Annotated in this window: 20 protein-coding genes; 9 read left to right on the forward strand and 11 right to left on the reverse strand. The window is 63.3% G+C overall.

What is annotated here, in order from left to right:
• Positions 1–259: 259 nt before the first annotated feature.
• The 3 genes from JMY24_RS23905 to JMY24_RS23915 are packed head-to-tail and all read right to left on the reverse strand — an operon-like array spanning position 260 to position 2,351.
• Positions 260–1,171, reverse strand: coding sequence for a class I SAM-dependent methyltransferase (locus tag JMY24_RS23905; protein ID WP_128594663.1), 912 nt, complete (start codon positions 1,169–1,171; stop codon positions 260–262).
• On the reverse strand, positions 1,168–1,641 hold the full coding sequence (locus JMY24_RS23910; RefSeq protein WP_128594662.1) for a DNA-deoxyinosine glycosylase: 474 nt from the start codon (positions 1,639–1,641) through the stop codon (positions 1,168–1,170). Before JMY24_RS23910 ends, JMY24_RS23905 begins: the two co-directional genes overlap by 4 nt.
• On the reverse strand, positions 1,641–2,351 hold the full coding sequence (locus JMY24_RS23915; RefSeq protein WP_201703027.1) for a chorismate--pyruvate lyase family protein: 711 nt from the start codon (positions 2,349–2,351) through the stop codon (positions 1,641–1,643). Before JMY24_RS23915 ends, JMY24_RS23910 begins: the two co-directional genes overlap by 1 nt.
• Positions 2,352–2,589: 238 nt before the next feature.
• On the opposite strand from JMY24_RS23915, the gene JMY24_RS23920 reads away from it, so the two are divergent.
• Positions 2,590–3,096 carry an OmpA family protein gene (locus JMY24_RS23920; RefSeq protein ID WP_128594660.1) on the forward strand — a complete coding sequence of 169 codons (507 nt, stop codon included), beginning with the start codon at positions 2,590–2,592 and terminating at the stop codon, positions 3,094–3,096.
• Positions 3,097–3,174: 78 nt separating this feature from the next.
• On the opposite strand, the gene JMY24_RS23925 is transcribed toward JMY24_RS23920, so the two are convergent.
• On the reverse strand, positions 3,175–4,890 hold the full coding sequence (locus JMY24_RS23925; RefSeq protein ID WP_164853431.1) for a hypothetical protein: 1,716 nt from the start codon (positions 4,888–4,890) through the stop codon (positions 3,175–3,177).
• An 11-nt stretch (positions 4,891–4,901) separates the two neighbouring features.
• A complete protein-coding gene (locus JMY24_RS23930; RefSeq protein ID WP_201703028.1) occupies positions 4,902–6,785 on the reverse strand; it encodes a tetratricopeptide repeat protein in 1,884 nt (627 codons plus the stop codon).
• A 280-nt stretch (positions 6,786–7,065) separates the two neighbouring features.
• On the opposite strand from JMY24_RS23930, the gene JMY24_RS23935 reads away from it, so the two are divergent.
• Complete coding sequence (locus JMY24_RS23935; RefSeq protein ID WP_128594657.1) at positions 7,066–7,335, forward strand: hypothetical protein; 270 nt, start codon at positions 7,066–7,068, stop codon at positions 7,333–7,335.
• 155 nt (positions 7,336–7,490) lie between these two features.
• Here the strand turns inward: JMY24_RS23935 and htpG are convergent, their stop codons facing one another.
• Entirely contained in the window at positions 7,491–9,389 is a 1,899-nt protein-coding gene (htpG, locus tag JMY24_RS23940) for a molecular chaperone HtpG (RefSeq protein WP_128585500.1), read from the reverse strand.
• A 151-nt stretch (positions 9,390–9,540) separates the two neighbouring features.
• On the reverse strand, positions 9,541–10,992 hold the full coding sequence (locus JMY24_RS23945; protein WP_128594656.1) for an aminotransferase-like domain-containing protein: 1,452 nt from the start codon (positions 10,990–10,992) through the stop codon (positions 9,541–9,543).
• Positions 10,993–11,442: 450 nt separating this feature from the next.
• Between JMY24_RS23945 and JMY24_RS23950 the strand changes: the two genes are divergently transcribed.
• The 6 genes from JMY24_RS23950 (at position 11,443) to JMY24_RS23975 (ending at position 19,364) form a co-directional block, all read left to right on the forward strand.
• Positions 11,443–12,150 carry a VOC family protein gene (locus JMY24_RS23950; protein ID WP_201703029.1) on the forward strand — a complete coding sequence of 236 codons (708 nt, stop codon included), beginning with the start codon at positions 11,443–11,445 and terminating at the stop codon, positions 12,148–12,150.
• Between the two features lie 75 nt (positions 12,151–12,225).
• Positions 12,226–13,422 carry an aminotransferase-like domain-containing protein gene (locus JMY24_RS23955; RefSeq protein WP_201703031.1) on the forward strand — a complete coding sequence of 399 codons (1,197 nt, stop codon included), beginning with the start codon at positions 12,226–12,228 and terminating at the stop codon, positions 13,420–13,422.
• 54 nt (positions 13,423–13,476) lie between these two features.
• The gene (locus tag JMY24_RS23960) at positions 13,477–13,941 is read left to right on the forward strand and encodes a RidA family protein (RefSeq protein ID WP_128594655.1); all 465 of its coding nucleotides are present in this window, start codon (positions 13,477–13,479) and stop codon (positions 13,939–13,941) included.
• A 168-nt stretch (positions 13,942–14,109) separates the two neighbouring features.
• On the forward strand, positions 14,110–15,012 hold the full coding sequence (locus tag JMY24_RS23965; protein WP_201703033.1) for a PhzF family phenazine biosynthesis protein: 903 nt from the start codon (positions 14,110–14,112) through the stop codon (positions 15,010–15,012).
• A 591-nt stretch (positions 15,013–15,603) separates the two neighbouring features.
• Entirely contained in the window at positions 15,604–17,955 is a 2,352-nt protein-coding gene (locus JMY24_RS23970) for a bifunctional diguanylate cyclase/phosphodiesterase (RefSeq protein WP_128585504.1), read from the forward strand.
• A gap of 200 nt (positions 17,956–18,155) precedes the next feature.
• On the forward strand, positions 18,156–19,364 hold the full coding sequence (locus JMY24_RS23975; RefSeq protein WP_201703035.1) for a chromate transporter: 1,209 nt from the start codon (positions 18,156–18,158) through the stop codon (positions 19,362–19,364).
• Positions 19,365–19,424: 60 nt separating this feature from the next.
• On the opposite strand, the gene JMY24_RS23980 is transcribed toward JMY24_RS23975, so the two are convergent.
• The 3 genes from JMY24_RS23980 to JMY24_RS23990 form a co-directional block, all read right to left on the reverse strand.
• Positions 19,425–19,883: a CopD family protein gene (locus JMY24_RS23980; protein ID WP_128585506.1), complete on the reverse strand. Its 459-nt coding sequence runs from the start codon at positions 19,881–19,883 to the stop codon at positions 19,425–19,427.
• Positions 19,884–20,202: 319 nt separating this feature from the next.
• Positions 20,203–22,527, reverse strand: a complete 2,325-nt coding sequence (gene parC / locus JMY24_RS23985) for a DNA topoisomerase IV subunit A (RefSeq protein ID WP_128594652.1) — start codon at positions 22,525–22,527, stop codon at positions 20,203–20,205.
• A 68-nt stretch (positions 22,528–22,595) separates the two neighbouring features.
• On the reverse strand, positions 22,596–24,581 hold the full coding sequence (locus tag JMY24_RS23990; RefSeq protein WP_128594651.1) for a DNA topoisomerase IV subunit B: 1,986 nt from the start codon (positions 24,579–24,581) through the stop codon (positions 22,596–22,598).
• Between the two features lie 54 nt (positions 24,582–24,635).
• On the opposite strand from JMY24_RS23990, the gene JMY24_RS23995 reads away from it, so the two are divergent.
• Positions 24,636–24,908 (forward strand): hypothetical protein, encoded by a 273-nt coding sequence (locus JMY24_RS23995; RefSeq protein ID WP_201703037.1) that lies wholly within the window; start codon positions 24,636–24,638, stop codon positions 24,906–24,908.
• A 79-nt stretch (positions 24,909–24,987) separates the two neighbouring features.
• Here JMY24_RS23995 and JMY24_RS24000 read toward each other — a convergent pair whose 3' ends face one another.
• Entirely contained in the window at positions 24,988–26,949 is a 1,962-nt protein-coding gene (locus tag JMY24_RS24000) for an ATP-binding cassette domain-containing protein (RefSeq protein WP_128594650.1), read from the reverse strand.
• Between the last annotated feature and the right edge of the window lie 17 nt (positions 26,950–26,966).

The raw sequence follows: 26,966 nt of genomic DNA on the forward strand, positions 1-26,966 counted from the left end.
AGGACCCGAGGCATTGGCACTGCTGTCAGAGCCGGCAGGACGGTGTTTCAGCGGATGCCAGCCGGGCGGAGCGACCTGGCCAGGACCCACGCGCGGCGCGGGTCTTGCGGCCTCGGCGGTGTTCGCGTGTGGAGGAGAAAACAGCGGATTCGCGGCGCAATGCCGGATAGATAGCAGATCTGAATTCCGTCGCGCGGATGCGACGTTCGTCAGGGCGAGGCCGGTCCGTCATGGCCCGGCCCCTTGCGGCTGAATGCGATCAGATGACGAACGACGCGCCCGTCTGTCCGGTCGACTCCTGCAGACCCTTGATCCACTTGCGCGCGGGCAAGCCGAGTTCCGCTTCGATCAGCTTCGCGCGTGTTTGCAGCGCCGTGAACGGCACGTCGAGCACGGGGCCGGAAAACGCAATCGCGATGCGGTTGCCGTCGTGCACTTCCGGGAGCGCGACGACGCGACCGTCGAACGCTTCGTTCAGACGCTTCATGTTGCGCACGAAGCTCGGGTGATCGCCGAAAAGATTCACCGTTGCCACGCCTGCATCGGTCAGGCACGCGCGAGCCGCACGATAGAAGCCGACGCTGTCGAGCACCGGGCCGCGCGCCGTTGCATCGTAAATGTCGATTTGCAATGCGCCGATCGTGCCGTGGTTTGCACGGTCGTTGACGAAGTCCCACGCGTCCGTCTCATGCACCGTGAGGCGCGCGTCGTCTGGCGGCAACTCGAACATCGCGCGAGCGGCGATGACCACCGCCGGGTTCACTTCGACCGCATCGACCTTGGCGCGCTTCAGGAAGCGATGCGCGAACTTGGTGAGCGCAGCCGCACCGAGGCCGAGTTGCACGATGCGCCGGGGCGTTTCGATGAACAGCAACCACGCCATCATTTGCTGCGCGTATTCGAGTTCGATGTGGTCCGGCTTGCGCAGACGCATCGCGCCTTGCACCCATTCCGTGCCGAAATGCAGATAACGCACGCCGCCCTCTTCCGAGAACGTGACGGGCGCAAAACGCGGCTTGCGCGGCGTTTCGATTTGCGGCGCGTCGTGCAGATCGTCGTCGTGCGATGTCTTTTTCTTGTTGCGCGCGACGACGCGCTTGCCCGCGCCGTCAGCGTTGCGGTTGCGAAATGCACGCGCTTCAGCCGAAGCGCGCTTGATGAGTTTCGTCATGTCAGGATGTCGCGCCACAAGCGCAATTTTTGATCGAACGAGAGCATAGCATTCGCCGGACTTGACGAAGGCAACACGAGGGTCATGTAGCCCGCCTCGCCTATCACCGGCGCGAAGCGGCCCGCCGTCTTGCCGTTGAAGCAGACCTTGCTCAACTTCGGCGCGTGTTCGCGCAGCGATGCAAAGTCGTTCGGCTGCGCGTTGCGAATGGCCGCATCGAGACTGCCCTCGCGATGGCACGCGGCGAGCACGTCCCACACGCCGATCCCATGAGAAAGCACACGCCGCAGCCGCTCTTCGTAGGGGAGTTCCGCGAGCGGGTCGTCGAGCACGGCGCCCAGCAAACGCCAGAACTGGTTGCGCGGATGCGCGTAGTACTGGGTCGCTGCGAGCGACGCCTCGCCGGGAAAGCTGCCGAGAATCAGCGTATGTGTGTCGGCGGCGACAACCGGGGGAAAGCCGCGCAACATTATCGGCTCCGCTCACTGGCGGCACGCGTCGCAGGATGCGCGCGCGATGCCGTGTGCTCGATCGGCCGGCCATGTTCGCGCATGCGCGGGTGACCTGCGGGCATGGCATCGGCGGTGGGAGCGATTGAGTGGTGAGCGCCGCCCAAATTCGACAGAGACGCGAGATGCGTCCACAGTGCCGGCAAGAAACATTCGGTGACCATCAGCGGCTCGCCATGCCGCTCGAACACCGAGCGGCGCGCCGCCAGTGCGTGCGGCGGCGTCCCGCTGACTTCACGCGTCGCCAACCGGTAGAGCGGATGCCGCGCGGTCACGCGGCGGCTGACTAGCGCGGAACGCGCGACGCTGCTGTCGCTATACAGCAGTTCCGCGAGCGGCCGCGTGCGCAAGCGTCGCGTGGCCTGCCATACGCCGACGCTCGCGGCCAAGGGCGCAACACTGTGCGCGGCGACAAAGGGCACGGCGTCGACCGACAAGACGACCTCGCGCACCCACACCGGCGCGCGCACGCGAAGACCCAGCGCGGCATGCTCGTCGGCCCAGGCCAACGCCACACCTTCATGCGTGACGCGCACAGCGACTTCGCCGAGCGCGCGCAGATGCGCGGTCAGCGAACCGCCACGGGTCAACCAGTCTTTCTGCGCGGCGCTGAGGCCAGGCAAGGGAGCGACGCGCCAGTGCGCGTCGGCGGCATCGAAACGGATAGGCATGGGTTCGGATTATAACGGCGCGACTGTCGGACGATTGCCCGGCACGCACGCGCCTTTTCCGACGATTCAGCTTCACCGCCAAATCGGTATCGAAACCCTCCATCAAGTCGCCGATTTCGGAAAGGTCCGATTCTCCATCGCCGCGACCCACGATAAAACCTCCGTGCTTTACGAACCGGCGATTCGCCCGCTATCGACGGGCGCGCCATCCGATCTGCAAACGAACGAGAGAACAAGCATGAAGAAAATTCTGAGCATGAGCGCCTGCGCAATGTCGGTGCTGCTGGTGGCTGGCTGCGCGGCGCCGTTGAACCGCGATACTGAGACGTCGTTGAACAAGGCCGTGGGCATCGAGGTCGCACCGGTCGCCGACGGCGTCGCCGTGAAGCTGCCCGAGAAAGCACTGTTCGATTTCAACAAGTCGCAAGTGCGCGGCGACGCGAGCGCGGTGGTCGACCGTTCCGCGGTGCTGCTCAAGCGCAGCAAGAAGCCGATCATCGTCGAAGGCTACACGGACAATATCGGCACGCTCGACTACAACCAGCAACTCTCGGAAGCGCGCGCGACCGCCGTGGGTTACGCGCTCGTGGCGCGCGGCGTGACGATGGAGCGTATCCGCACCAAGGGCAACGCGTACAACAATCCGGTTGCAAGCAACGACACGCCCGAAGGACGCGCGCTCAATCGCCGCACTGAGATCGTCGTGCGCGGCGAAACCATGGAAACGTTAATGGGCAAGAAGTAGGCACCAGCCGCGTCAGGCGGACTACGCTGGTAACACCCAGGGCCGGCTGCGCCGTGTGCGCCCGGCTCAGCTACCGACTCACCTCCCGACATACTCCTGCAGTGCCTGCGCGACGTCAGCGAGCACCGCTTCCCACCGATTCAACTCACGCTGCCTGAAAAGCCGCATTGACGGATACCACGGACTATCGGCGCGCTCGACCATCCAGCGCCAGTCTGTGAAGGTGGGCACCAGCACCCAGACCGGCGTGCCGCATGCCCCGGCTAGATGCGCGACCGCGGTGTCTACTGTAACGACCAGATCGAGCGACTGAATAATCGCCAGCGTATCCAGGAAGCTGTGAATCTGCGGCCCGAGGACGTGCAGGTCGACACCCTTCGGCAAAGCCGCCGCGTCGCGCTGTGCATCCCCTTTCTGCAACGAGAACCAACGCACGCCCGGCTGCTCCAGAAGCGGCCGCCATTGCTGAAGCGCAATGGACCGATAGCGGTCGAGCGCATACGCGGGATTGCCCGCCCAAACGATGCCGACGCGCTTTGTGAACGTCCGTTGCGCCTTGACAGGACCGAATACCTCCAGGCGGTCACGCCAACGCTGCACCTCTGCGGGCTTTGCTTGCAGATAAGCCGTGGCAAGCGGCAACATCGACAATTCGAGGTTCATATGCGCCGGCATGCTCAACATGCGGCACCAGTAGTCATACGGGCCGGGCGGCGCCGTGGTCCAGGCCGCATGCACGCCGGCCGCATGGCGCGCCACGTCGCCAAGCGGCTCTTGGACCCAGACGTCCACTTGCGCGCCTCGGCGATGCAGCCAGTCGGCCATACGCAGAAACTGGATCTGATCGCCAAGCCCCTGTTCGCCGATTAGCAGGAAGCGGCAGCCGAGAACGCGCTCGCCTTGCCACTCTGGGAAATCGGGGCGAACCAGATCGTGATTTTCCGGTAGCGCGTCATGCCACCGGTATTGCTTCCAGCCTCGTTCGAAATCGCCCGCGCGGAGCTGTGCCGCGGCGAGGTTGAACTGCATGGATGGGTCGTCGGGCATGAGCCGCGCGGCCTCGGCGGTATGCATCTGCATTTGTTCGACGTCGCCGAGCATATTGAGCGCGAACGACGCGTTGTGATGCAGCCAGGCGTTGTGCGGTTCGACGCCGATTCCCTGCCGCGCGACGCCGAGCGCGTCGGCAAAACGATGCGCGCCGTTCAGAGCGAATGCGAGCTGCTGGAGAGCTGCTGCATCGGAGCTGCAGCGTGCGCGCAGGGCCGGCAACAGATCGCCGATCTCGGCATCGCGCTGCGCTTTCGACAAGGCCGCGATCAGCATGAACGCATCTGCAAGGTTCGCAGGGTCGAGTGCCCACGCGCGCAGCCAATAGTTCGCTGCGTCGGCATGCTGTTCCTGTTCCGTGCAGATCTGCGCGAGCGCGCGAACCGCATGGTGCAAAGCGGGCTCGAAGTGCAACGCGGTTTGATAGTGCTGGCGCGCCTCGGTGAATCGCGCAGACAGCTTCAGGCAATCGGCAAGATTCCGATGAACGCTGGCACTGCCACCGCCTATGTTCAGCGCCCGATGGTAGAACGCCTCGGCCGCGATACGATCGCCGCGCAGCACGGCAAGCAGCCCGCGATGCTCCCAGATATCCGCACGGTCGGGGGCGACGTTCAGTGCGCGATCCAACTGCTCGCAGGCACGCTCGAGCGCGCCCTCGCGAAAGTATGCAAGGCCGAGCTGATGCAGTGCTTCTGCGTCGCCTGGCGCAGCCTCGCTGCGTAATAAAGCTGAATCGCGCATGGGCTTTGCCATCAGCCGCTTACAGCCGGATGCGTTGCGTGGCTCGAGTTCGTGCTGCTCGCGCCGGCTGCCATCAGCGCTTGCAGGCGCGCCGTTACTCGCTGGATGACCGGGGCCCAGTGCCCCGGCTGCGGCTGCCTGAAGAGCTCCAGCGAGTCGTACCAAGGTTGCGCCTCTTCGTTGCCCCACGCCCAATGCGACACGTGGTCGAGCATCGCGAACACCGGCCGCCCTAACGCGCCGCCAAGATGCAACGGTGCACTGTCGATCGTAACCAGCGCGTCGAGCGCACCGAGATGGGCGGCAACGTCGTCGAAGCCGGAGTGGTATTGCGCCGTCATGTCGCACACGCGATAACCTTGCGCGGTCAACACCGCGACGTCGGCCGCACGTCCTGGCGTAAGCGAATAGAACATGACATCGGCAAGCGACAGCAACGGTTCAAGCGTTGCGCGCGCAATCGAACGCTTCTCGTCGCGACGATGCGTAGGGCTTCCCGCCCACACGAGCCCGACATGCAGTCTCGCCTGCGGCGTCTGTCTGTGTAGCCGCTCGCGCCATGCGCTCACCTTGTTCGGGTCGGCATGAAGATACGCATCGCCCCGGACCTGCTGCGGCTGCAGATCCAGCACGAGCGGCAAGCTCATGATGGGCAGGCTGTAATCCGGCGCGCCGAGCGGGCCGTCTTCGATGGACACACAGTCCGCGTAAAAACGCGTGAGCAGCGCGTGCAACGACTTGCGCACACAGAGCACGAGCCTGCCACCCTCCTGGCGCACGTGGGCGGCAAGTTGCGGCACATAGCGCACCATGTGGATGTCGTCGCCGTTGCCCAGTTCGCTGTGCACGACAAGCGTCTTGCCGGCGAGTGCTTCGCCTTGCCAGCGCGGACACAGGCGAGCCATGACCGAAACGATATTGTTCGGCTCGCGGTCGTCGCGTGCGAGCCGTGCCTCAAAACGCTTCCAGCCGCTTGTCCATGCGCCGTGCCGCAAGTCGAGGTCGGCGAGATCGATTGCCGGTGTCACCGCGTTTGGATTGACCGCTAGTGCTTCGTGCAAGATTGCGGCACTTTCCCCGTAGCGTGCCTGCTCGCATAGATAGAGGCCAATCGCGGCGAGCACGTCGGCATTGCCTGGCGACGCAGCATTCGCGGCGCGCATGGTCGCCTCGGCTGCGGCTGCGTCGTTGCACTGCCATTGCGCGTGACTGAGCTGCCAGGCCATCTCCGCGTCTGCGGGATTGCGCGCCAGCGCCTCGCGGCACACTTGCTCGACGGCAGCCCAGTCGCGCATCTCGCGCAATGCCAGCACGAGTTGCAACGGCAACGCCGGATCGACGGCCGGGTCGAGCGCGTATGCGCTCGCTAGCGCCGCGCGCCGCTCCTCGCTCGCGCCGGGACCGCCTTGCCCACCGAGCGCACCGAGCGAAATAGCAAGCCACCACGGCGCGCGCGCGTCGCGCGGCGCTCGCTGCCGATAGGCGCGCAACATATGCGCCGCCGCCGAATGCGCGCCACAGCCGTTGATGAGCCAGACGATCCATTCAAGCGTGGTGGCAAGCGGCTGCGCGGCGACCGCGATTTCGCTGTGATGCCGCGCGACCTCGCCGCGGCCGAGCGCGTCCGCGAATAACGCAAGGCGAGCATGGCGCGCGCCGCTGGCTTCCGGTTGTGCCTGCGATGCGCTGTGATACGCCGCTTCGAAGCGCCCCGCGCTCGCGTGCAGATCGGCGTGCAACTGCCATGTCACACCAGCGGCAGCCAGTTCGGCCGCGCGCAGCACTGCGGCGTGGAGGCCCTCCTCGCGCAGAACCGACCACAGAAGATGAACCGTCTCGAGAGGCGTTGTGACATTGATCAGTACCGCCGGGGCGGCCAAAGCGGAATCGGACATGAAATCTCAGAAAGTGCCGCAACGCGCAGGCGCTTCAATCGCAAAAGAGATTTCCACGCGCACGGCTTGTACAGAAAGTGGCTCGAAGAACGTGCCTGATCTTCAAGCGTCCCAGTTTCGAAGCGCGATGACCAGGATAATGCCGTGCCCTGCGTCTCATAAACTAATCTCAATTTATGGTCGTTGATTAGTTTTAGTTAGTTAACCATAATTAATTTTGCGCGATGTCGAAGAAGGTCCAAGGTGTCGAGCAAATCTACAACTAGCAGCAGGGAGTAAGGTGAATACTACGAACGCGAAGGAAACTTCTGACCGCATCGCGCATCTTGCGTCGGTCGTATTGGCTCGCCAGGGCGCCACGCATATCGAGAAAGAGCTAGCCGGCTCAGCGCTCGCGCAACACCACAGTTCTAAACAGACCAGCGCGGCAATCGGCAGCCTCGCGGCGCAAGTGCTCGGCGATCACCATTCCAGTTTCGAGGCCAAGGAGCTGGCCGGGAGCGTGCTCGCGCAAGTGCGTCACTTGCACGGGCTAACACTCGACCGTTAATGCACGCGCCGTGACCGATCCGGATTTCTTTCGGCCCGTTCATAACACCACAAAGTGCGCGGCAAAAAAAATGCGCTGCCGAAGCAGCGCATTTTCCCTTTCACTACGTTGAGCGCCGGTTCGACGCTACGCGATCACGCTCAATTCGATCACGCTCAATTCGCGCGCGCAAGCAACAACGCATTCGTACGCTTCACGAAGCTCGCCGGATCTTCAAGCGCGCCGCCTTCGGCCAGCAACGCCTGGTCGAACAGCAGGTGGCACCAGTCGTCGAAGTTCGCGCTATCGGCATGCAAGCCCTTTACGAGTGCATGCTCCGGATTCACTTCCAGAATCGGATGGAACGAGGGCGCCTGCTGCCCTGCGGCCTTCAGCATGCGCTGCAGGTAACCGCTCATCTCGCCGTCGTCGGCTACGAGGCACGACGGCGAATCGGTCAGGCGGAACGTGAGGCGCACGTCTTTTGCCTTGTCCTTCAACGCTTCCTTCATCTTCTCGACGAGCGGCTTGAGCTCCTCGCTCACCTTTTCCTGCGCCTCTTTCTCCTCGTCGTTCAGCGCGCCAAGATCCAGATCGCCGCGCGCCACGCTTTGCAGCGGCTTGCCGTCGAATTCGTTCAGGAACGACAGCATCCATTCGTCCACGCGATCGGTCAGCAGCAGCACTTCCACGCCCTTCTTGCGGAACACTTCGAGATGCGGGCTGTGGGTTGCGGCCTGCCAGGTGTCGGCGGTCACATAGTAGATCTTGCTTTGCTCGGGCTTCATGCGCGCGACGTAATCGGCGAGCGACACGTTCTGCTCCGGCGTTTCCGTATGCGTGGAGGCAAAGCGCACGAGCTTGGCAATACGCTCGCGATTCGCAAAGTCTTCGCCGATGCCTTCCTTCAGCACCTGCCCGAACTCCTTCCAGAAGCCGGCGTACTTTTGCTTGTCGGCGTCGTTATCCGAGTTGGCCAGATCTTCCAGCATCGACAGCGCGCGCTTGGTCACGCCCTCGCGGATCGCCTTGACGTCGCGGCTTTCCTGCAGGATTTCACGCGAGACGTTAAGCGGCAGATCGCTCGAATCGACCACGCCCTTCACGAAGCGCAGGTACGCGGGCAGCAGTTGCTCGGCGTCGTCCATGATGAACACGCGCTTCACGTACAGCTTAAGCCCGCCTCGATGATCGCGGTTCCACAGGTCGAATGGCGCGTGGCTCGGCACGTACAGCAACTGCGTGTATTCGCTACGGCCTTCGACACGGTTATGCGTCCACGTGAGCGGATCCTGATGATCGTGCGACAGATGCTGATAAAACTGCTTGTACTGCTCTTCGGTGATGTCGTTCTTCGCGCGGGTCCACAGCGCGCTCGCCTGATTGACGGTCTCGTCCTCGTCCTTCGTGACCATCGCGCTCTTTTCCGCGTCCCACTCTTCCTTCTTCATCAGAATGGGCAGCGCGACGTGATCCGAGTACCGCTGAATGATCGACTTAAGGCGATGGGACGACAGCAACTCGTCTTCATCCGCACGCAGATGCAGCGTGATGGTCGTGCCGCGCGCGGCGCGCTCGATCTGCTCGACGGCGAAATCGCCCTCGCCCGCGCTTTCCCAGCGCACGCCTTCCGACGCCGGCAATCCGGCGCGGCGAGTCTCGACGGTGATCTTGTCCGCGACGATGAAGCCCGAATAGAAGCCCACGCCGAACTGCCCGATCAGCGCAGCGTCTTTCTGCTGATCGCCCGACAGTTTGCCGAAAAATTCCTTGGTGCCCGAGCGCGCGATCGTGCCGAGGTTGGCGATTGCTTCGTCACGGCTCATGCCGATGCCGTTATCGTCGATCGTGATGGTGCGCGCGTCCTTGTCGTACGACACGCGAATGCGCAGATTCGGGTCGTTCTCGTACAACCCGCTGTTTTCAATCGCTTCGAAACGCAGCTTGTCGGCCGCGTCGGACGCATTGGAAATCAGCTCGCGCAAAAAGATTTCCTTGTTGCTGTACAGCGAATGGATCATCAGTTGCAGAAGCTGTTTCACTTCTGCCTGAAAGCTCATGGTTTCTTGTGCCATGGTCGGACTTCCTCTCTGTTGCGAATCGGGTTTTTGCGAATCGGGTATTGCAGATGCGCTTCGGGTCAGGCGTGGCACGGGGGCCGGATTGCCGGTGTACGGTGCCGTGCCGCCGGATCGTCCGTCTAAATAAGGGCGATCCGGCGCGGTTTCAAGAGGCGCGGCGCGCAACGCCGTCCAGATAACGGCACAAGAACGTCGCCAGTTCCGGATCGCCGCAATTGGCGATATTGAAGCGCATCCACGTGGTGGGCGACTGCTGCGGCGAAAAAAGGCTGCCGGGCGTCAGCAGAAAACCGGCTTCGTGGCCCGCGGCGGCGAGGCCGTCGGCGTCGACTCCGGTGTCGGCCCACACGAACATTCCCGCCGTGGGCGTCAGGAAGAGCTTGAGGCCGGTCTTCTCCAGCATCCGCACGGATTTTTCGCGCACGCTGTCGAGCCGCGCGCGCAGCCGCTCAACGTGGCGCCGGTAATGACCCTCGGTGAGGATTTTGTACAGCACGCGCTCGTTCAACTCCGGGCTCGTCATGCCGACCAGCATTTTCTGGTCGCTGACCGCCTTTGCGACTTCCAGCGCGCATGCGATGAAACCGACGCGCAGATTCGGCGCGAGAGTCTTCGAAAAACTGCCCAGATAGATCACGCGCTTTAACTGATCGAGGCTCGCGAGACGCGTGCCGGCATAGCTCGGCGGACAGAGATCGCCGTAGATGTCGTCCTCCACCACGATGAAGTCGTACGCCTCGGCAAGCCGGAGAATGCGGAACGCCTGCGCGGCCGTCAGCGACGTGCCGGTCGGATTCTGCAGCACGGAATTGATCACCAGCATCTTGGGCCGCCACGTCTGCACCAGCGATTCGAGCGCGTCGAGGTCCGGGCCGTCCGGTGTATATGGCATGCCGAGGAGCCGTGCGCCTTGCGAGGCGAAACGCCCGAACATCTGGAACCACGCAGGATCGCCGACGATCACCGAATCGCCCGCCTTGACATAAATGCGCGAAATCAGGTCGATCGCCTGCGTGATGCCCGACACCATCACGATCTGCTCGGGCGACGCGCCGATCTCCAGTTCCTCCAGCCGCGTCTGCAATTGCTGGCGCAGCGGCAGAAAACCGAGCGGCGTGCCGATCCCCAGCATCTGCGCGCCGCTTTGCCGGCCCAGCGTGCGCAGCGCGTTGGTGATCAACTCTCCGTCGAGCCAGCGCGCCGGCAGATAGCCGAGACCAGGACTGCGCTCCGGGCGCGCGCCGGTGTGCAGCATATTGCGCAGCAGCCAGACCACGTCGATGGTCGCCGGCGCGGGCTCCTGCGCGACCGGACGGAGTTCCGAAACCGCCGCGCCCGCCAGACGCTCGCGCACGAAGAAACCCGAGCCGCGCCGCGACTCGAGGTAACCCTGGGCGACGAGCCGCTCGTATGCCTCGACCACCGTGAATCGCGACACGCCTTTGTCGAGCGCCAGCTTGCGGATCGACGGCATGCGCATGCCAGGGCGAAACACGCGTTCTTCAATGCGGCGGCGGGCCCATTGCACGAGCTGCTCGACCAGCGTCAGCGACGCCGTGTCGTGCGGGGCGGGAATCTGTGTAAGCGGGACGGACATAGACGCACTCCAACTGTACCGAACGGTATCGAGTCGATTGTACCGTTACTGTGCAGGTCGTCGCCGCTACATTTGAGACAGAAAAGTGCGCTGGGTGAAGGGCGCGGCATGCTCGACGGTGTGCTCGACGGCACGCTTAACGGAATGCTTGAGTGAACGAGCCGGGCGGCGATCCCGCTCATCGCGCTGTCCGACGCGCGCGCTGTTTGCAGCGTTGCCGGCGAGCGAGCCGATAGGGCAAGCCGGCAAGCTAACGGCACGTGCCCTCGCAAACAAACACACGGCCCATTGCCGACAACCAGCCGCAAAAACGTCGCACCGCCCGGTAATCGCACGTTCGCGAGGAAGCCGCCGCCCCGCGAACGGTTATGCTTACGTCCCCGGGCACCCGCATACCCTGCGCGCGGCGTGGGTCCGATCTGATGTAAAAACCAGTTTTCCCAATCTGCAATGACCGCACATCCGCTTCGTCTCGATCATCTCGTCGTTTCCGCCCGCACGCTCGACGAGGGCACGCAGTACGTCGCCGACATTCTCGGCGTTGCACCGGCAGGCGGCGGCGCGCATCCGTTGATGCGAACCCACAACCGCCTGCTGAACCTGTGGGGCGGCGCCTATCTGGAAGTGATCGCAGTCGATCCGCATGCCGACGCTGCGCACGAATCGGCGACCGGCGCCGCGCCGCGCGCGCGCCTCTTCGCGCTCGACGACCCCGCTACGCACGCGCGGCTCGAAAACGGGCCGTACCTGTCGCATTGGGTCGTCCGCGTGGACCGGCCGAAGCATCTGCCGACGTGGCAGGCCCAGTACCCGCAGCGCATCCCGCCGATCGTGCCGCTCACGCGCGGCGAGTTCAGCTGGGGCCTGTCCATTGCGGATGACGGCGCCTTTCCCTCCTGGCAAGGCGCGGGCGATGGCGTGCTGCCCACGCTCATCCAGTGGGACACGGCGCGGCATCCGTCGACGCTATTGCCAGAAACCGGCATCGCGCTAAAAACGTTGAAAGGCCAGCATCCGCAAGCCGATACGGTGGCCGCGCAATTGCAGTGGCTAGGCGCCGCGCATCTGATCGAGCTGCACCCGACAGACGACGCGGCGGCCCCGGCCGCGCTCACTGCCGAATTCGAAACACCCAACGGTCTACGGACCCTTAAATAGCCAGCGCGCGCGGGTCGCCGACTCGCGCGATAATCGAAGTTTTGACAGGTTCCAGAGATACCAGCAGAGGAGACCATGGACCAAAGCGACTTGAAAGCCCCCACGTGGCAATTGTCCGAACGCGCACGCAAGCTCACCAGCTCGGCGATCCGCGAGATTCTGAAGGTCACGGAACGGCCCGAAGTCATTTCGTTCGCGGGCGGCCTGCCCTCGCCGGCCACGTTCCCGGCCGAACGCATGCGCGAAGCGTCCGACCGCATTCTGCGCGACTCGCCCGCCGCGGCGCTCCAGTACAGCGCAACGGAAGGCTATGCGCCGCTGCGCGAGTGGGTCGCGAAGCGCTATTCGGTGAACGGCGCGCAGATTCGCCCAAGCCAGGTGCTGATCACAACCGGCTCCCAGCAGGCGCTCGATCTGCTCGGCAAAGTACTGGTCTGTCCGCAAAGCCCCGTGCTCGTCGAAACGCCGACTTATCTCGGCGCGCTGCAATCGTTCTCCATGTACGAACCGGCCTACGTCCAGGTGCCGACTGACGAGCAAGGGCTGATTCCAGAAGGACTCACGCCTGAACTCACTGCCGGTGCGCGCCTGTTGTATGCACAACCGAATTTCCAGAACCCGACTGGCCGCCGGCTGCCGGTCGAGCGCCGCCGCGCGCTCGCCGAATTCGCGAAAACCGCGCCGTTCCCGGTAATCGAAGACGATCCCTACGGCGCGCTGGATTACGCGGGCGAACCGCTGCCGACCATGCTGTCGATGGCGCCCGACCACATCGTCCACCTGGGTTCTTTCTCCAAGGTGCTGGCGCCTGGTCTGCGCGTCGGCTACATCATCGCGCCTGAAGAGTTGATCTTCAAACTCGTGCAGGCCAAGCAGGCCACCGACCTGCATACGCCGAGCTTTACGCAGCGCATCGTCCATGAAGTGATCAAGGACGGCTTTCTCGACACGCATGTGCCGACCATTCGCGAGCTTTACCGCGACCAGTGCGCGGCAATGCTCGCCTCGCTCGAACGCTACATGCCCGAAGGCGTGCAGTGGAATCGTCCGGAAGGCGGCATGTTCATCTGGGTGAAGCTGCCCGCGCAAATCGACAGCATGAAGCTGCTTGAGGAAGCGGTCGCGCAAAACGTCGCGTTCGTGCCGGGCGGTCCGTTCTTCGCGAACGAAGCGCAGCACAACACATTGCGCCTGTCGTTCGTCACGGTGCCGCCGGCGAAGATCGACGAAGGCGTGTCGCGTCTCGCAGCGCTGATCCGCGCCAAGCTCTGAAACCAGCCGGCCCGTTCGCCGCTACCACCTCTCATTACCGACCGAGGACACAACATGGCTCAAACTAATGTTTATGACAAGCTGAAGGAACTGGGCATCGAATTGCCGAACGCCGGCGCGCCGGCGGCCGCCTATGTGATGAGCGCGCAAAGCGGCAATACGGTGTACCTGTCCGGCCACATCGCGAAGAAAGACGGCAAGGTGTGGGCGGGCAAGCTCGGCGCGGATCTCGGCACGGAAGACGGCAAGGCCGCGGCACGCTCCATCGCCATCGACCTGCTCGCCACGCTGCACGCGCATGTGGGCGACCTCAACCGCGTCACGCGCATCGTCAAGCTGATGAGTCTCGTCAATTCCACGCTCGACTTCACCGAGCAGCACCTGGTGACGAACGGCGCGTCGGAACTCGTCGCCGACGTGTTCGGCGAGCGCGGCAAGCACGCACGCTCGGCATTCGGCGTCGCGCAGATTCCGCTCGGCGCATGCGTCGAAATCGAAATGATCGCGGAAGTCGAGTAACGCATTGCGATCCAGAAGGCCGGTTCGTCCGGCCGGTCGCAATCAACGCGTCGCGAGGTGTCAATCACCCGCGGCGCGTTTTGCATTTGTGGCGAGGTAGCTCGTTCCCCCGGCACCAGATAGAATCCGCGAACCCTATCAACTGCAGGAATCGCCGGACCGCGCCCGATGCCCGCCAACACCGTTCGTTTCAAACAGGTCGACGTGTTCACGTCGGTGCCGTTCAAAGGCAATCCGCTTGCTGTCGTATTCGACGCCGACACGCTCAGCGCCGATCAGATGCAGGCGATCGCGCACTGGACCAATCTGTCCGAAACAACCTTCCTGTTGAAGCCGACAGATCCGGCCGCCGACTATCGCGTGCGCATTTTCACGACTCACGGCGAGTTGCCCTTTGCCGGTCATCCGACGCTCGGCACCGCGCATGCGCTGCTCGAAAGCGGCTATCAGCCGAAGCAGCCGGGCAAGCTCGTTCAGCAATGCGGCGTGGGCCTCGTCGAAATGCAGTCCATTCATGAAGACTCCGGCGACATGCATGCCGCATGGGCCTTCGCCGCACCGCCGGCACGGATCGCGTCGTTGCCGGAACAACAATACGCCGCACTTTCTACGGCTTTGCGTAGCGACGCGATAGACTTCAGCGCCGCGCCGAGCGCTGTCGACAATGGCGCGCCGTGGCTCGTCGTGCGCGTGAATTCGGCGCGCGACTGTCTCGCGCTCGAACCCGACGCCGCAGCGCTTGCGCGCATCGCGCAATCGGTGGGCACGCACGGTCTCGCCGTTTATGGTCCGCACGAGGCTGGCGGCCCTGCCACGTTCGAAGTGCGCTGCCTGATGGCGGGCGGCGCGTTCGGCGTCGGCGAAGACCCTGTTACGGGCAGTGCCAATGCGGCGCTCGCCGGTTTGCTGAGTGCGCAGCACCTGCGGCCGGGCGCCAGCTACACCGCGCGCCAAGGCACGGCGCTGGGACGCGCCGGCCAGGTCTTCGTGCGCTATGACGACACGAACGGCAAGACGTGGATTGGCGGCTCGTCGGTGACCGTCGTCGACGGTACGTTCCGGATGCCGTGACCGGCCTATCGTTTGCTTACATCTCGCTGCGTCCGACGGAGCAATAGCAAGGCTCCTGCAAGGCAGCTTGGAAGCAGGCGCACTCAACTTGCCTCATTCGGCCACGCTGAACCACGTTTAGCCACAAAAAGCCGCTCGCTGTGCTGAGCCCATGCAATTCGCATAACGAAACTGCCTGAAGAAGACCACGCACGTGACAGCCGCCATGCCGGAACGCCGAATCCCGATGCAGCATCCGAATAGCACGAGCACCGCCGTTCGATCCCGCTCATGCCCTGAGTTGCGGACCGGTGGACTATGGAGCGCGCCACCAGACAAGGCGCAAAACCGCAACCCGAACGGGTCGCAAAACAGCCTCGGTACAGCCACCGACTGCGCCAGCGTATACCCGATGCCCGGACCCTTCCTTAATCCAGTGGCATTAAGTAATATCGAAACGTACCCCGCAAAGTGCGAACGATCAGGCGCCAGGCCACGCCCCTTCTTGCGCAGTAGTTCCGGCAACTTGGTCACCATGCAGCCACTCATGAAAACAGCGCAGTCGACGCTCGCGCGTTCGCAACCGGCCGCCAGTCGGGTACGGGCCGCCTGATGAGCAAAACCCGCTTCTCCGATCAGCGCGAAGCCAGAACTCGCCGCGATCCCGCTGCGTCGAGACGGCGCGCGCTGTTCGCGATTCCCGCGCTCGGCGTACTGGTGCTGGTGCTTCTTTGGACCGTGATCTTCGCGCGTCTTTCGGTCGAGAAAGAAGCCACTTATCGCGAGGCCATGGCGTCTGCCGCAATTCTCTCGGCGGCGCTCGAACAGCATACGGTCAAGGCAATTCACCAGGTCGATCAGATCACGCGGTTTGTCAAATACGAGTTCGAGAAAACACCGGGACGTTTCGATCTTGCCAGCACAGTCGAAAAAGGCGTCGTGCAAAGCGAGACGCTCGTGCAGGTGTCGCTGATCGATGAACGCGGAAAGCTGATCGCCAATACGGCCGAACTCAATCCCAAGCGCATCGATCTGTCGGACCGCGAGCATTTCAAAGTCCACGAACACGAAAACGACGACCAGTTGTATATCAGCAAGCCGGTGCTTGGCCGCGTGTCGGGTCACTGGACCTTGCAGATGACGCGGCGCCTTAATCATCCGGACGGTACGTTTGCGGGTGTCGTGGTGGTGTCCGAAGACCCGAGCTATTTCACGAGCGACTTCTACAACAACGCGGCGATCGGTCGTGAAGGCGTGATCGCGGTCATCTCCGACAACGGCAGGGTGCTCGCGCGCCGCACCGGCAGCGCTGTGAATGCGAACGGCTCGTTCTCGGCGAGCGGCTCCTATCCGACCTCGGAACACGTGTCGGGCACCTATGTCGATTCGATCGACAACGTCACGCGCATCGTGTCGTACCGGCATATCGACGGTTATCCGCTCGGCGTGCTGGTCGGTCTGTCGCAAGCCGAGGAATTCGCCGACTACAACCACACGCGCAACGTCTATCTGCTGATGGCGGGTTTCATCTCGCTCGCCATGCTGAGCTTCTTCGCCGTGGCAACCGGCCTGATCGGCAAGCTGCTGGGCCGCGAGCGCGAAATGACGCATCTGGTCGAATACGATCTGCTCACCGGCTTGCGCAATCGCTATGCAACCTTGCGGACGCTGCGCCACGAGGTGGCGCAGCCGGCAAACCTTGGCCGCCTCGCGATTCTGTTTATCGACCTCGACAACTTCAAGACGGTCAACGACACGCTCGGTCACAACGCCGGCGACATCGTGCTGCAAATGACGGCCTCGCGGCTCTCCACCGCGGTTGCGGACGACGGCACGTTGAGCCGCATCGGCGGCGACGAGTTCGTCGTCGTGATCAAGGGCGACGATGTCGAAAAGCGCGCGGTCGCGCTCGCCGAAGCGGCGGCAGAGGCCTTCGCGAAACCGTTCGAAGTGCGCGGCAGTTCGTTCGTGCTGCATGCGAGCATCGGCATCGCGCTTTATTCGGTCGCCAACGAGAGCGAGATCGACCTGCTGAAAAAAGCGGACCTCGCCATGTACAGCGCGAAAGATGCGGGCAAGAACTGCTACCAGTTCTATTCGCCGCAGCTGTCGCATCGCGCCGACCATCTGATGAAGTGGGAGCAGCAGTTGCGCGTCGCGCTCGCCGAAGGGCAACTGTTTCTCGCCTACCAGCCGAAGATCGATCTCACGCGCCGCTGCATCACCGGCTTCGAGGCGCTGGTGCGCTGGAATCATCCGCAGCATGGGCTCATTCCGGCCAACGAATTCATTCCGGTCGCGGAGTCCACTGGCCTCATCGTGCCGATCGGCGACTTCGTGATCGAGACCGCGTGCCGTCAACTGGCCGTGTGGCAGCAGCAAGGCTACGACACGCTGTCACTCGCCGTGAATATTTCGGCCGTACAGTTCTGGCGCGGCGATCTGTACGAAACGGTGTCGCACGCCATCGAGGAAAGCGGTATTTCCGCACGCCGTCTGGAACTCGAAATCACTGAAACGGCGATGATGGAATATCCGGAACTCGTCTCCGAGAAAATCTTTGCGCTCAAGCGCCTCGGCGTGCGGATCGCACTCGACGACTTCGGCACGGGCTATTCGTCGCTGTCGTATCTCAACCGTTTTTCCGTGGATACGCTGAAGGTGGACCGCTCGTTCGTCCAGGCCATTCCGGGCGACCGCAGCGTTTGCGTGATGGTCACCGCAATCGTCAATCTGGCGCGCTCGCTGGGGCTGACGGTGGTGGTCGAAGGAACGGAGACGGAAGAGCAGATTGCGTGGCTCGCCGCGCTCGGTCATATCGAGGCGCAGGGTTTCCTGTTCTCGCGCCCTGTTCCTGTCGACGCGATTCCGGCGCTGCTCGAACGGTTCGGCGTCTGCGGCATGGCGGGACGGCGCCCCGTTCAGGAAACGAACACGAGCGCCAGCACCAGCACGAACGGCTAGGCAGTCGCGCCCTAGGCGTCGGTTGCAGGGCTTTGACTTCAATGCTGCAGTCGAGCAAGGCCGCCCATACCGCTGCCGCACGAAACCGGCTACATTCTCGCTGTATTGCAATCTCGCGCAGTGCCGCCGGACCGGTCGGCGGCGCGCAACATCAAGACGATCCAAAGGACGGACGCCCGCTCAGCGGGCGCCGTGGCGCCATGCAGACCATAACAAGCCACGATGCTGCAAGACGAGGGGAACGGGAACCGCTATGGACGCTGTTTCGGGTCGTGTTCGGCCTGTCGGCATTGTCATGGGGCGGCCTCGCGCTGATGGCTCAGCTCGAGAATCACTACGTCGAACGTGAAGGACGGCTCTCGCGGGTCGCGTTCTCCGATCTGATCGCGCTTGCGTGGATGGTGCCGGGGCCGGTGGGCTGCAATGTCGCCGTGCAGCTTGGACACGCGCTGCGCGGACGCGCCGGCGCATGGGTCGCGGGCATTGCGAGCGTGCTGCCTTTTTTCATGCTGATGACGCTCTTCGCGATCTTCTATCGCACGCCGCTCGTGCGCGCCGCCGCGTCGCAGACCCTGCTCAATCACTTCAGCGTCGTACTCGCCACGCTGATCGGCATCACCTGGTACAAGCAGACACGTGCGCTCGTGCGCGGCAAGCTCGAATGGACCGCGGCGGTAGTTGGCTGCATCGCGCTCTTCTATGCGCACAGCCCGGCAGCTTATGTGCTGATGCTAAGCGCGGCGTTCGGCGCGGGCTGGGTGATCAGCCCTGTGCGCGACACGCGCCTTGTCGTGTCCTTCGTGCGCGGCGACTGGCAGATACTCACGATGCTGTGCGTGTTCGTGCTGCTGTTCGCGGTGCCGTTGCCGCATCGCTACGATCTCGCGCTGCTGTGGCCGCGGCTCGCGGGCGCGGGCATGACGCTGTTCGGCGGCGGCTTCTCCGCATTGCCGGTGCTCAAGACTCTGTTTGTCACGCCGGCGATCGGCATATCGGACAACGACTTCACGCTGGCGTTTTCGCTGTCGCCGTTATCGCCGGGGCCGCTTCTGAATGTCGTGCCGTTCTTCGGCTATCTCGTCGACGGGTGGGCCGGCGCGCTCATCGCCACCCTCGCGTTGTTCGTGCCGTCCGGATGCCTCGTGGTACTCGCGCAGCGGCATCTGCATCAACTGAAGATGAATCCGCAATTCGAGCACGGCATGCGGATTCTGCGCGCGGTCACCACCGCCTTCCTTGCGGTGGCCGTGCTGCGTATCGCCGGACGCGTGCCGTTGCAACCGGTCTATCTGATTACCGCGCTATTCTCGGCGATGTGTTTCGCGAAGCTGAAGGTGCCCGTGTACGTGGTGTACGGCACGGTGGCGGTTATATGCGGACTGTGGCTCGCGTACGGCGCATTGCTTTAGCCGCGCCCGGAGATCCTCCGGCGCCGTGCTGCGACCATTCAACGAGCCCGCAAGCGTCTGTCAGAACCCGCGCGAAAGCACGGCGAACCCGACGGTCACCACGCCGAGCACGATATTGATCAGCACCAGACGCCGGATCGTGCCGACTGCCTGCGCACCGTCAGGCCACTTCTGCGCCTGCACAGCACGGCGAATGCGCGGAAACACCGCAAATCGGATATGCCCGAAGATCAGCATCATGACGATGCCGAGGCCGGCCATTGCATGCAACGGCCACGTGGCGTGGCCGCCGCCAAATTGCATTAGCAGGAAGCCGCCCGTCAGCAGAATGACCAGCACCGAAGCAGCAACCCAATTGAAGAAGCGGCTAAACACCGACTCCCACAACGGCAAGCGCAATTGCGGCGAAAGATCGGCAATTGCCGGGCGCAAGCAGAAATGCGCGAAGACCATCCCGCCGACCCACACCGCGACGGCGAGCAGGTGTAGAAACAGCGCGAGTTCGATAGCCTTGTTCATGTTGTATTCCTCTCCGACGACGCCACACCGCTTATGACGAATGATATGAGCAGCGGCTATTGAGCGCGTTCGACCGCACGCCATGCGTGCAGTTCCAGAACGCCCAAGGCTTTCTCGTCGTTTTTCTTGTTGTTATTGCAGCGCGCCTGTATCTCGACGGAGTACCGCACCTCGATAACGCAACGCCGCCCCCGAATTTTCTGCAACCTGCCCCGAAGTTACTGCATGGCTATTGCACAGTCACTGCGGCACAGTCACTACGCACGGCCAGCGCCTCGCATGCTAGCAGACGCCGGCCGTATTAGAACGTCAATCTTCGTCAAGCAGCCAGCACGGGGCGCATGCCTTCGAGCTTCAGCTTGCTTTCAGGTGCGCGCCCTTTACGCGCCCGCTTGCCGACATGCGACGCCAAAGCCGCGCCGCTCAGCTTTTCTTCGTCCAGACGTCCGCCGCGACGCGCGCCGATCAGCATGAGCCCCGCCGCGTTGATAGCGAGCGCCTGCACCAGCGTTTCCTTGTCGTCGAGCGCCATCAGGATGACGCCGCGGCCGCCGCCCGAGAGCGTCTTCATTTCGTCGAGGCCGAATACCAGCAGCCGCCCACCCGACGACAGACACGCAACCTGCGTCGCGTCCGGCAGCATCGGCATGGGCGCGAGCGGCACGGCGCCGGCGTCGATCGTCATGAACGACTTGCCCGCCTTCAGGCGACTCACCATGTCGCCGACCTTCGCGATGAAACCAAAGCCGTTGCTCGACGCGAGCAACAAGGCCTGGTCAGCCGAAGCCGCGTAGTAATGCATCAGGTGGCTGCCCGATTCGAGTTCGATCAGCGAGGTCACGGGCACGCCGTCGCCGCGACCGCCCGGCAGCGACGCCACCGCGACCGAATAGACGCGGCCGTTGCTACCCCACGCGACGAGCGTATCCGGCGTGCGGCACTGGAATGCGGCGTAGAGACCGTCGCCGGCCTTGAACGTAAAGCCTGCCGTGTCCAGCCCGTGTCCCTTCAGCGCACGCACCCAGCCCTTTTGCGAGACCACGACCGTGACCGGTTCATCGACCACGCGCGCTTCGTACGTCGCGCGTTTTTCCTGCTGGATCAGCGTGCGGCGCTCGTCGCCGTACTGCTTCGCGTCGCCTTCGATTTCCTTGATGAGCAGACGCTTCATCGCCGATTCGCTGCCGAGCAGTTCTTCGAGCTTGGCTTTCTCGTCGCGCAGTTCGGCAAGCTCCTTCTCGATCTTGATCTTCTCAAGACGAGCCAGCTGACGCAGCCGGATTTCGAGGATGTCCTCGGCCTGGCGATCGGACAGGCCGAACGCGGCCATCAACGCAACCTTCGGTTCGTCGGACTCGCGAATGATGCGGATGACCTCGTCGATATTCAAAAAGACGATCATCCGGCCTTCGAGGATGTGAATCCGGTCGTCAACCTTCGTCAAACGATGACGCGTGCGGCGCGTGACCGTCGCGAAGCGGAACGCGATCCACTCGTGCAGGATTTCGCTCAAGCCCTTCTGACGCGGCCGGCCGTCGCCGCCGACCATCACCAGATTGAGCGACGCATTCGATTCGAGACTCGTATGCGCGAGCAGCGTGGTGACGAACTCCGTCTGATCGATGCGGCTCGACTTCGGCTCGAACACGAGGCGCACGGGCGCGTCCTTACCGGACTCGTCGCGCACCGCGTCGAGCAAGGCCAGCATGGTCTGCTTGCCTTGCAACTGTTCGGGCGTTAGCGCCTTCTTGCCGAGCTTGATTTTCGGATTGGTCTGTTCCTCGATTTCTTCGAGCACCTTTTGCGCGGCCGTGTTCGGCGGCAATTCAGTGATGACCAGTTGCCACTGGCCGCGTGCGAGGTCTTCGATCTTCCAGCGCGCGCGCACCTTCAGGCTGCCGCGGCCGGTTTCGTAGGCCGCCGAAATTTCGGCTTCGCTCGAAATGATCTGGCCGCCGCCCGGGAAATCAGGACCCGGGATGTGCTGCATCAATTCGGCGTGCGCGATCTTCGGATTGCGGATCATCGCGACCGCGGCGCCCGCGACTTCGCGCAGGTTGTGCGACGGGATTTCGGTGGCGAGGCCCACGGCAATGCCCGAGGCGCCGTTGAGCAGCACGAACGGCAGACGCGCGGGCAAGAGCCTCGGCTCGTCGAACTCGCCGTCGTAGTTCTTCATGAAGTCGACCGTGCCCTGATCGATTTCATCGAGCAGCAGCTTGGCGATCGGCGTCAGACGCGCTTCGGTGTAGCGCATGGCCGCCGCGCCGTCACCGTCGCGCGAACCAAAGTTGCCCTGACCGTCGATCAGCGGATAGCGCATCGAAAAGTCTTGCGCGAGACGCACCAGCGCGTCGTATGCCGACTGATCGCCGTGCGGATGATATTTACCCAGCACGTCGCCAACCACGCGCGCCGACTTGACCGGCTTCGCGTTGTCGGACAGACCCATGTCGTTCATCGCGAACAGAATGCGGCGTTGCACGGGCTTCTGGCCGTCGCACACATCCGGCAGCGCGCGGCCCTTGACCACGCTTACCGCGTAGTCGAGGTACGCACGTTCCGCGTAGTTGCCAAGCGTCAAAAAATCGCCTTCCGGCGGCGGCGGCTCGGTGAAAAGGTCGAGAGTGTTATCGTCGTCCATCTAGATTCCGTATCGTGTTTGGCGTGAAGTTTCGTGCTTCCATGCGAAATGCGAGCGCTAAAAACCGCTCAGATATCCGCTTCCACTTCATTGCCCTTTTCTTCCAGCCAGCTGCGCCGCGATGCCGCTTCGCCCTTGCCCATCAGCATGGTCATGCGCGCGACCGTGGCGTCGTAGTCGAGCTCGCCGAGCGCGACCGGCGTGAGTCGCCGCGTGTCCGGGTTCATCGTCGTATCCCACAGTTGCTCGGCGCTCATTTCGCCGAGGCCTTTGAAGCGGCTGATCGACCATTGCGTGTCGCGCACGCCGTCCTTGCGCAGCTTGTCGAGAATCGCTTCGAGTTCGCCTGCGTCGAGCGCATAGAGTTTTTGCGCCGGCTTTTTGCCGCGTGCGGGCGCGTCGACTCGAAAGAGCGGCGGACGCGCGACGCACACATGACCGCGCTCGATCAACTGCGGGAAATGTTTGAAGAACAGCGTGAGCAGCAACACCTGGATGTGCGAACCGTCCACGTCCGCGTCCGACAGAATGCAGATCTTGCCGTAGCGCAGATTCGAAAGATCGACCTTGTCGTCCGGACTATGCGGATCGACGCCGATCGCCACCGAAATGTCGTGCACTTCGTTATTGGCAAAGAGACGGTCTCGCTCGGTTTCCCATGTGTTCAGCACCTTGCCGCGCAGCGGCAGGATCGCCTGATATTCCTTGTCGCGGCCCATTTTCGCGGAGCCGCCGGCCGAATCGCCCTCGACGAGGAACAACTCATTGCGGCCAATTTCCGTCGACTCGCAGTCGGTCAGCTTGCCTGGCAGCACGGCCACGCCTGAACTCTTGCGCTTCTCGACCTTCTGTCCGGCCCGAGTGCGCGCCTGCGCCTGCTTGATGACGAGATCCGCAAGCTTCTTGCCGTGCTCCACATGCTGGTTGAGCCACAATTCGAGCGCCGGGCGCGCGAACGACGACACGAGCTTCACCGCGTCGCGGCTATTCAAACGCTCCTTGATCTGCCCTTGGAATTGCGGATCGAGCACCTTTGCCGACAGCACGAACGACACGCGCGCGAACACGTCTTCGGCGAGAAGCTTCACGCCCTTCGGCTGCAAGTTGTGCAACTCGACAAAGCTCTTCACCGCCTGATACAAGCCGTCGCGCAAGCCCGATTCGTGCGTGCCGCCCGCGGGCGTCGGAATCAGATTGACGTACGACTCGCGCGTGAGCGACCCTTCCTCGCTCCACGCGACGACCCACGCGGCGCCCTCGCCTTCGGCGAACGTCTCTTCGCTCGATCGGGAGTTTTCGGCGTAACGCTCGCCTTCGAAAAGCGGAATGAGCAGGTCACTGCCGTTCATGCCTTCGAGCAGATAGCCGCGCAAACCGTCTTCGTATTTCCAGCTTTGCTGTTCGCCGGTTTTCTCGTTGATGAGCGTGACTTCGACGCCCGGCAGCAACACTGCTTTCGAGCGCAACAGCCGTTGCAATTCGCCGAGCGGCAGATTGGGCGAGTCAAAGTACTTCGGGTCCGCCCACGCGGTGACGCGCGTGCCCGATTTCTTTTCGCCCTTCGCTGCGGCGCGCACTTCTAGCGGCTTCGCCACGTCGCCATGCGCAAAGCTCAGCGCGGCAACCTTGCCGTCGCGCCACACGGTGACGTCGAGGCGCGTGGACAGCGCGTTGGTGACCGACACGCCGACGCCGTGCAAGCCGCCCGAAAACGTGTAGGCGCCGCCGGCGGCTTTATCGAACTTGCCGCCCGCATGCAGGCGCGTGAACACGATTTCGACGACCGGCACGCCTTCTTCCGGATGCAGGCCGAAGGGAATACCGCGGCCGTCGTCTTCGACCGACACCGAATGGTCCGCGTGCAGCGTGACCGTGATCTGCCGGCCGTGGCCGCCGAGGGCCTCGTCCGACGCGTTGTCGATAACTTCCTGAATGATGTGCAGCGGATTCTCGGTGCGGGTGTACATGCCGGGCCGTTGCTTGACCGGCTCGAGACCCTTCAACACCTTGATCGACGCTTCGCTATACGCGGCGTTTGGCTTTTTCGTGGACATGGTTGACTCGGGTGCGTCGGTTCATCGTTGTCCACAGGTCCTGTGGACAGGTCCGTGGACAATGCGTTGAGTTTTCAAAAAAAGCGAAACGAAACAACGTGGTTAGGTGGGGTGCCCGCAGCGCGGGCAAACTGTTTTGCCGCATGGCTTCCGCGCGCGTTCCACGTGAGAGCCGCGCGGTTTTGCGCGCGGGCTCTCATCGACACGCAGGATAACGGCCCGCCGCCGGCACTATTGCCGGGCATCGTTGCCGCCGGTGCGAACGCCGGGGAAGCCTGTTCGCGGGGTATTTTACTGATTTCAAACCTGGCGGCAATTCACGGCTGACGCGATTGGCCTTCCGGACAAGGCTCGGCCCACGCACAAGCCATAGCGCCGACGACGCGACACGTCAGCGCTCGCCGCTTTATTTGCGGCGCTTTTCCAGTTCGTCCCAGCGCTCGAGCGCGAGCAGCAGTTCTTCGTCGATCGCGGCGTAGCGTTCGGAAAGACGCTTGCCCTCCTGCGCGTCTTTCGCGAATATCGAGCCGTCTTCAAGCTGAGCACCGATGGTTTTCTGCTCCGCTTCGAGCGCAGCTATTTTCTCCGGCAACGCCTCCAGCTCGCGCTGTTCCTTGAACGACAGCTTGGCCGCGCGTTGCGGGTTGCGGCCAGCGGAACTGTCCTTGGACGCTGCGCTGTCTTTAGCGCTGTCTTTAGCGCCCTCTCTGGCCGCCTCCCTGCTCGCCTCTTTCTGCGCTTCCTGCGCCAACTGCTGCGAGCGCTGGCTCTGGGTTTGCCAGTCCGTGAAGCCGCCCACATACTCGCGCCACTTGCCTCCGCCTTCCGACGCGATCACCGACGTCGCGACGTTGTCGAGAAACGCGCGGTCGTGGCTAACGAGCAGCACCGTGCCGTCGTAGTCGGTCAGCAGCTCTTCCAGCAGTTCGAGCGTGGGAATGTCGAGGTCGTTAGTGGGTTCGTCGAGCACCAGCACGTTGGCCGGCCGTGCGAAGAGACGCGCGAGCAGCAGACGGTTGCGCTCGCCGCCGGACAACGACTTGACAGGCGAACGCGCGCGCTCCGGTGCGAACAGGAAGTCGCCCAGGTAGCTCATGACGTGCTTTTTCTGGCCGTTGACTTCCACCCACTCGCTGCCGGGGCTGATCGTATCGGCAAGACTTTTGTCCAGGTCGAGTTGCGCGCGCATCTGGTCGAAATAGGCTACTTGCAGATTGGTGCCGACGCGCACCGTGCCTTCGTCCGGCTGCAATTCGCCGAGGATGATCTTCAGCAGCGTGGTCTTGCCCGCGCCGTTCGGACCGACGAAGCCGATCTTGTCGCCGCGCATGACGGTCGCCGTGAAACTGTTGATCACGGTGCGCGAGCCGTAGCGCTTCGTGACGTCCGTCAGCTCGGCGACGATCTTGCCCGACTTCTCGCCCTGGCCGACGTCGAGCTTGACGTTGCCTTGCACGTTGCGGCGTTCGGCGCGCTGGTTGCGCATTTCGACGAGCCGTGCGATCCGGCCGACGCTGCGCGTGCGGCGCGCCTCGACACCCTTGCGAATCCACACCTCTTCCTGCGCGAGCAGCTTGTCGGCCTTATCGTTTTCAACGCGTTCGATTTCCAGTTGCTGCGCCTTGCGCGTCTGATAAGCCGAGAAATTGCCCGGATACGACAGCAGACGCCCGCGATCCAGTTCGACGATGCGCGTGGCGACACGATCGAGAAACGCCCGGTCGTGCGTGATGAAGAGCAGCGCCGCCCGCTGCGACACGAGCAGATCCTCGAGCCAGCGGATGCCGTCGAAATCCAGGTGGTTGGTCGGCTCGTCGAGCAGCAGTACGTCAGGCTGCACGACAAGCGCACGGGCGAGCGCCACGCGCTTTTGCATACCGCCCGACAGCGAACCGACGCGCGCCTCGCCATTCAGGCCGATCTGCTGCAGCGTGGTGGCGACGCGCGTGCTCCAGTTCCAGGCGTCCGCCGCATCGAGCGACGATTGCAGCGTGTTCATGCGCGCCATGAGCGCGTCGTGCTGTGCGCCTTCTGGTTCATCTGCAAGCTGGTTCGCGACCGCGTCGTATTCGTCGAGCAGCGCGCGAGCATGCGTGAGGCCGGCGGCGACTGCGTCGAAAACCGTGTCGTCCGTATCGAACTCCGGCTCCTGAGGCACGTACACCGTGGTCAGATTCTGCTGGCGCGTGATGAGGCCGTCGTCGGGCTTCGCGAGTTCGGCGACGATTTTCAGCAGTGACGACTTGCCCGCGCCATTGCGGCCGATCAGACCGACGCGCTCGCCCGATTCGAGAGAGAAGTCCGCGTGATCGAGCAACGCGACGTGACCGAATGCCAGTTGGGCTCCGGTAATGGTGTAAAGCGACATGGAGAATTGGAGAAGAC

The organism is Paraburkholderia kirstenboschensis, assembly GCF_904848585.1.
Classification (GTDB): Bacteria; Pseudomonadota; Gammaproteobacteria; order Burkholderiales; family Burkholderiaceae; genus Paraburkholderia; species Paraburkholderia kirstenboschensis.

Excerpts from the sequence above, each read along its gene's own strand:
- JMY24_RS23905 (WP_128594663.1), bottom strand. The coding sequence starts at position 1,171 with ATGACGAAACTCATCAAGCGCGCTTCGGCTGAAGCGCGTGCATTTCGC.
- JMY24_RS23910 (WP_128594662.1), bottom strand. The coding sequence starts at position 1,641 with ATGTTGCGCGGCTTTCCCCCGGTTGTCGCCGCCGACACACATACGCTG.
- JMY24_RS23915 (WP_201703027.1), bottom strand. The coding sequence starts at position 2,351 with ATGCCTATCCGTTTCGATGCCGCCGACGCGCACTGGCGCGTCGCTCCC.
- JMY24_RS23920 (WP_128594660.1), top strand. The coding sequence starts at position 2,590 with ATGAAGAAAATTCTGAGCATGAGCGCCTGCGCAATGTCGGTGCTGCTG.
- JMY24_RS23925 (WP_164853431.1), bottom strand. The coding sequence starts at position 4,890 with ATGCGCGATTCAGCTTTATTACGCAGCGAGGCTGCGCCAGGCGACGCA.
- JMY24_RS23930 (WP_201703028.1), bottom strand. The coding sequence starts at position 6,785 with ATGTCCGATTCCGCTTTGGCCGCCCCGGCGGTACTGATCAATGTCACA.
- htpG (WP_128585500.1), bottom strand. The coding sequence starts at position 9,389 with ATGGCACAAGAAACCATGAGCTTTCAGGCAGAAGTGAAACAGCTTCTG.
- JMY24_RS23945 (WP_128594656.1), bottom strand. The coding sequence starts at position 10,992 with ATGTCCGTCCCGCTTACACAGATTCCCGCCCCGCACGACACGGCGTCG.
- JMY24_RS23950 (WP_201703029.1), top strand. The coding sequence starts at position 11,443 with ATGACCGCACATCCGCTTCGTCTCGATCATCTCGTCGTTTCCGCCCGC.
- JMY24_RS23955 (WP_201703031.1), top strand. The coding sequence starts at position 12,226 with ATGGACCAAAGCGACTTGAAAGCCCCCACGTGGCAATTGTCCGAACGC.
- JMY24_RS23960 (WP_128594655.1), top strand. The coding sequence starts at position 13,477 with ATGGCTCAAACTAATGTTTATGACAAGCTGAAGGAACTGGGCATCGAA.
- JMY24_RS23965 (WP_201703033.1), top strand. The coding sequence starts at position 14,110 with ATGCCCGCCAACACCGTTCGTTTCAAACAGGTCGACGTGTTCACGTCG.
- JMY24_RS23970 (WP_128585504.1), top strand. The coding sequence starts at position 15,604 with ATGAGCAAAACCCGCTTCTCCGATCAGCGCGAAGCCAGAACTCGCCGC.
- JMY24_RS23975 (WP_201703035.1), top strand. The coding sequence starts at position 18,156 with ATGCAGACCATAACAAGCCACGATGCTGCAAGACGAGGGGAACGGGAA.
- JMY24_RS23980 (WP_128585506.1), bottom strand. The coding sequence starts at position 19,883 with ATGAACAAGGCTATCGAACTCGCGCTGTTTCTACACCTGCTCGCCGTC.
- parC (WP_128594652.1), bottom strand. The coding sequence starts at position 22,527 with ATGGACGACGATAACACTCTCGACCTTTTCACCGAGCCGCCGCCGCCG.
- JMY24_RS23990 (WP_128594651.1), bottom strand. The coding sequence starts at position 24,581 with ATGTCCACGAAAAAGCCAAACGCCGCGTATAGCGAAGCGTCGATCAAG.
- JMY24_RS24000 (WP_128594650.1), bottom strand. The coding sequence starts at position 26,949 with ATGTCGCTTTACACCATTACCGGAGCCCAACTGGCATTCGGTCACGTC.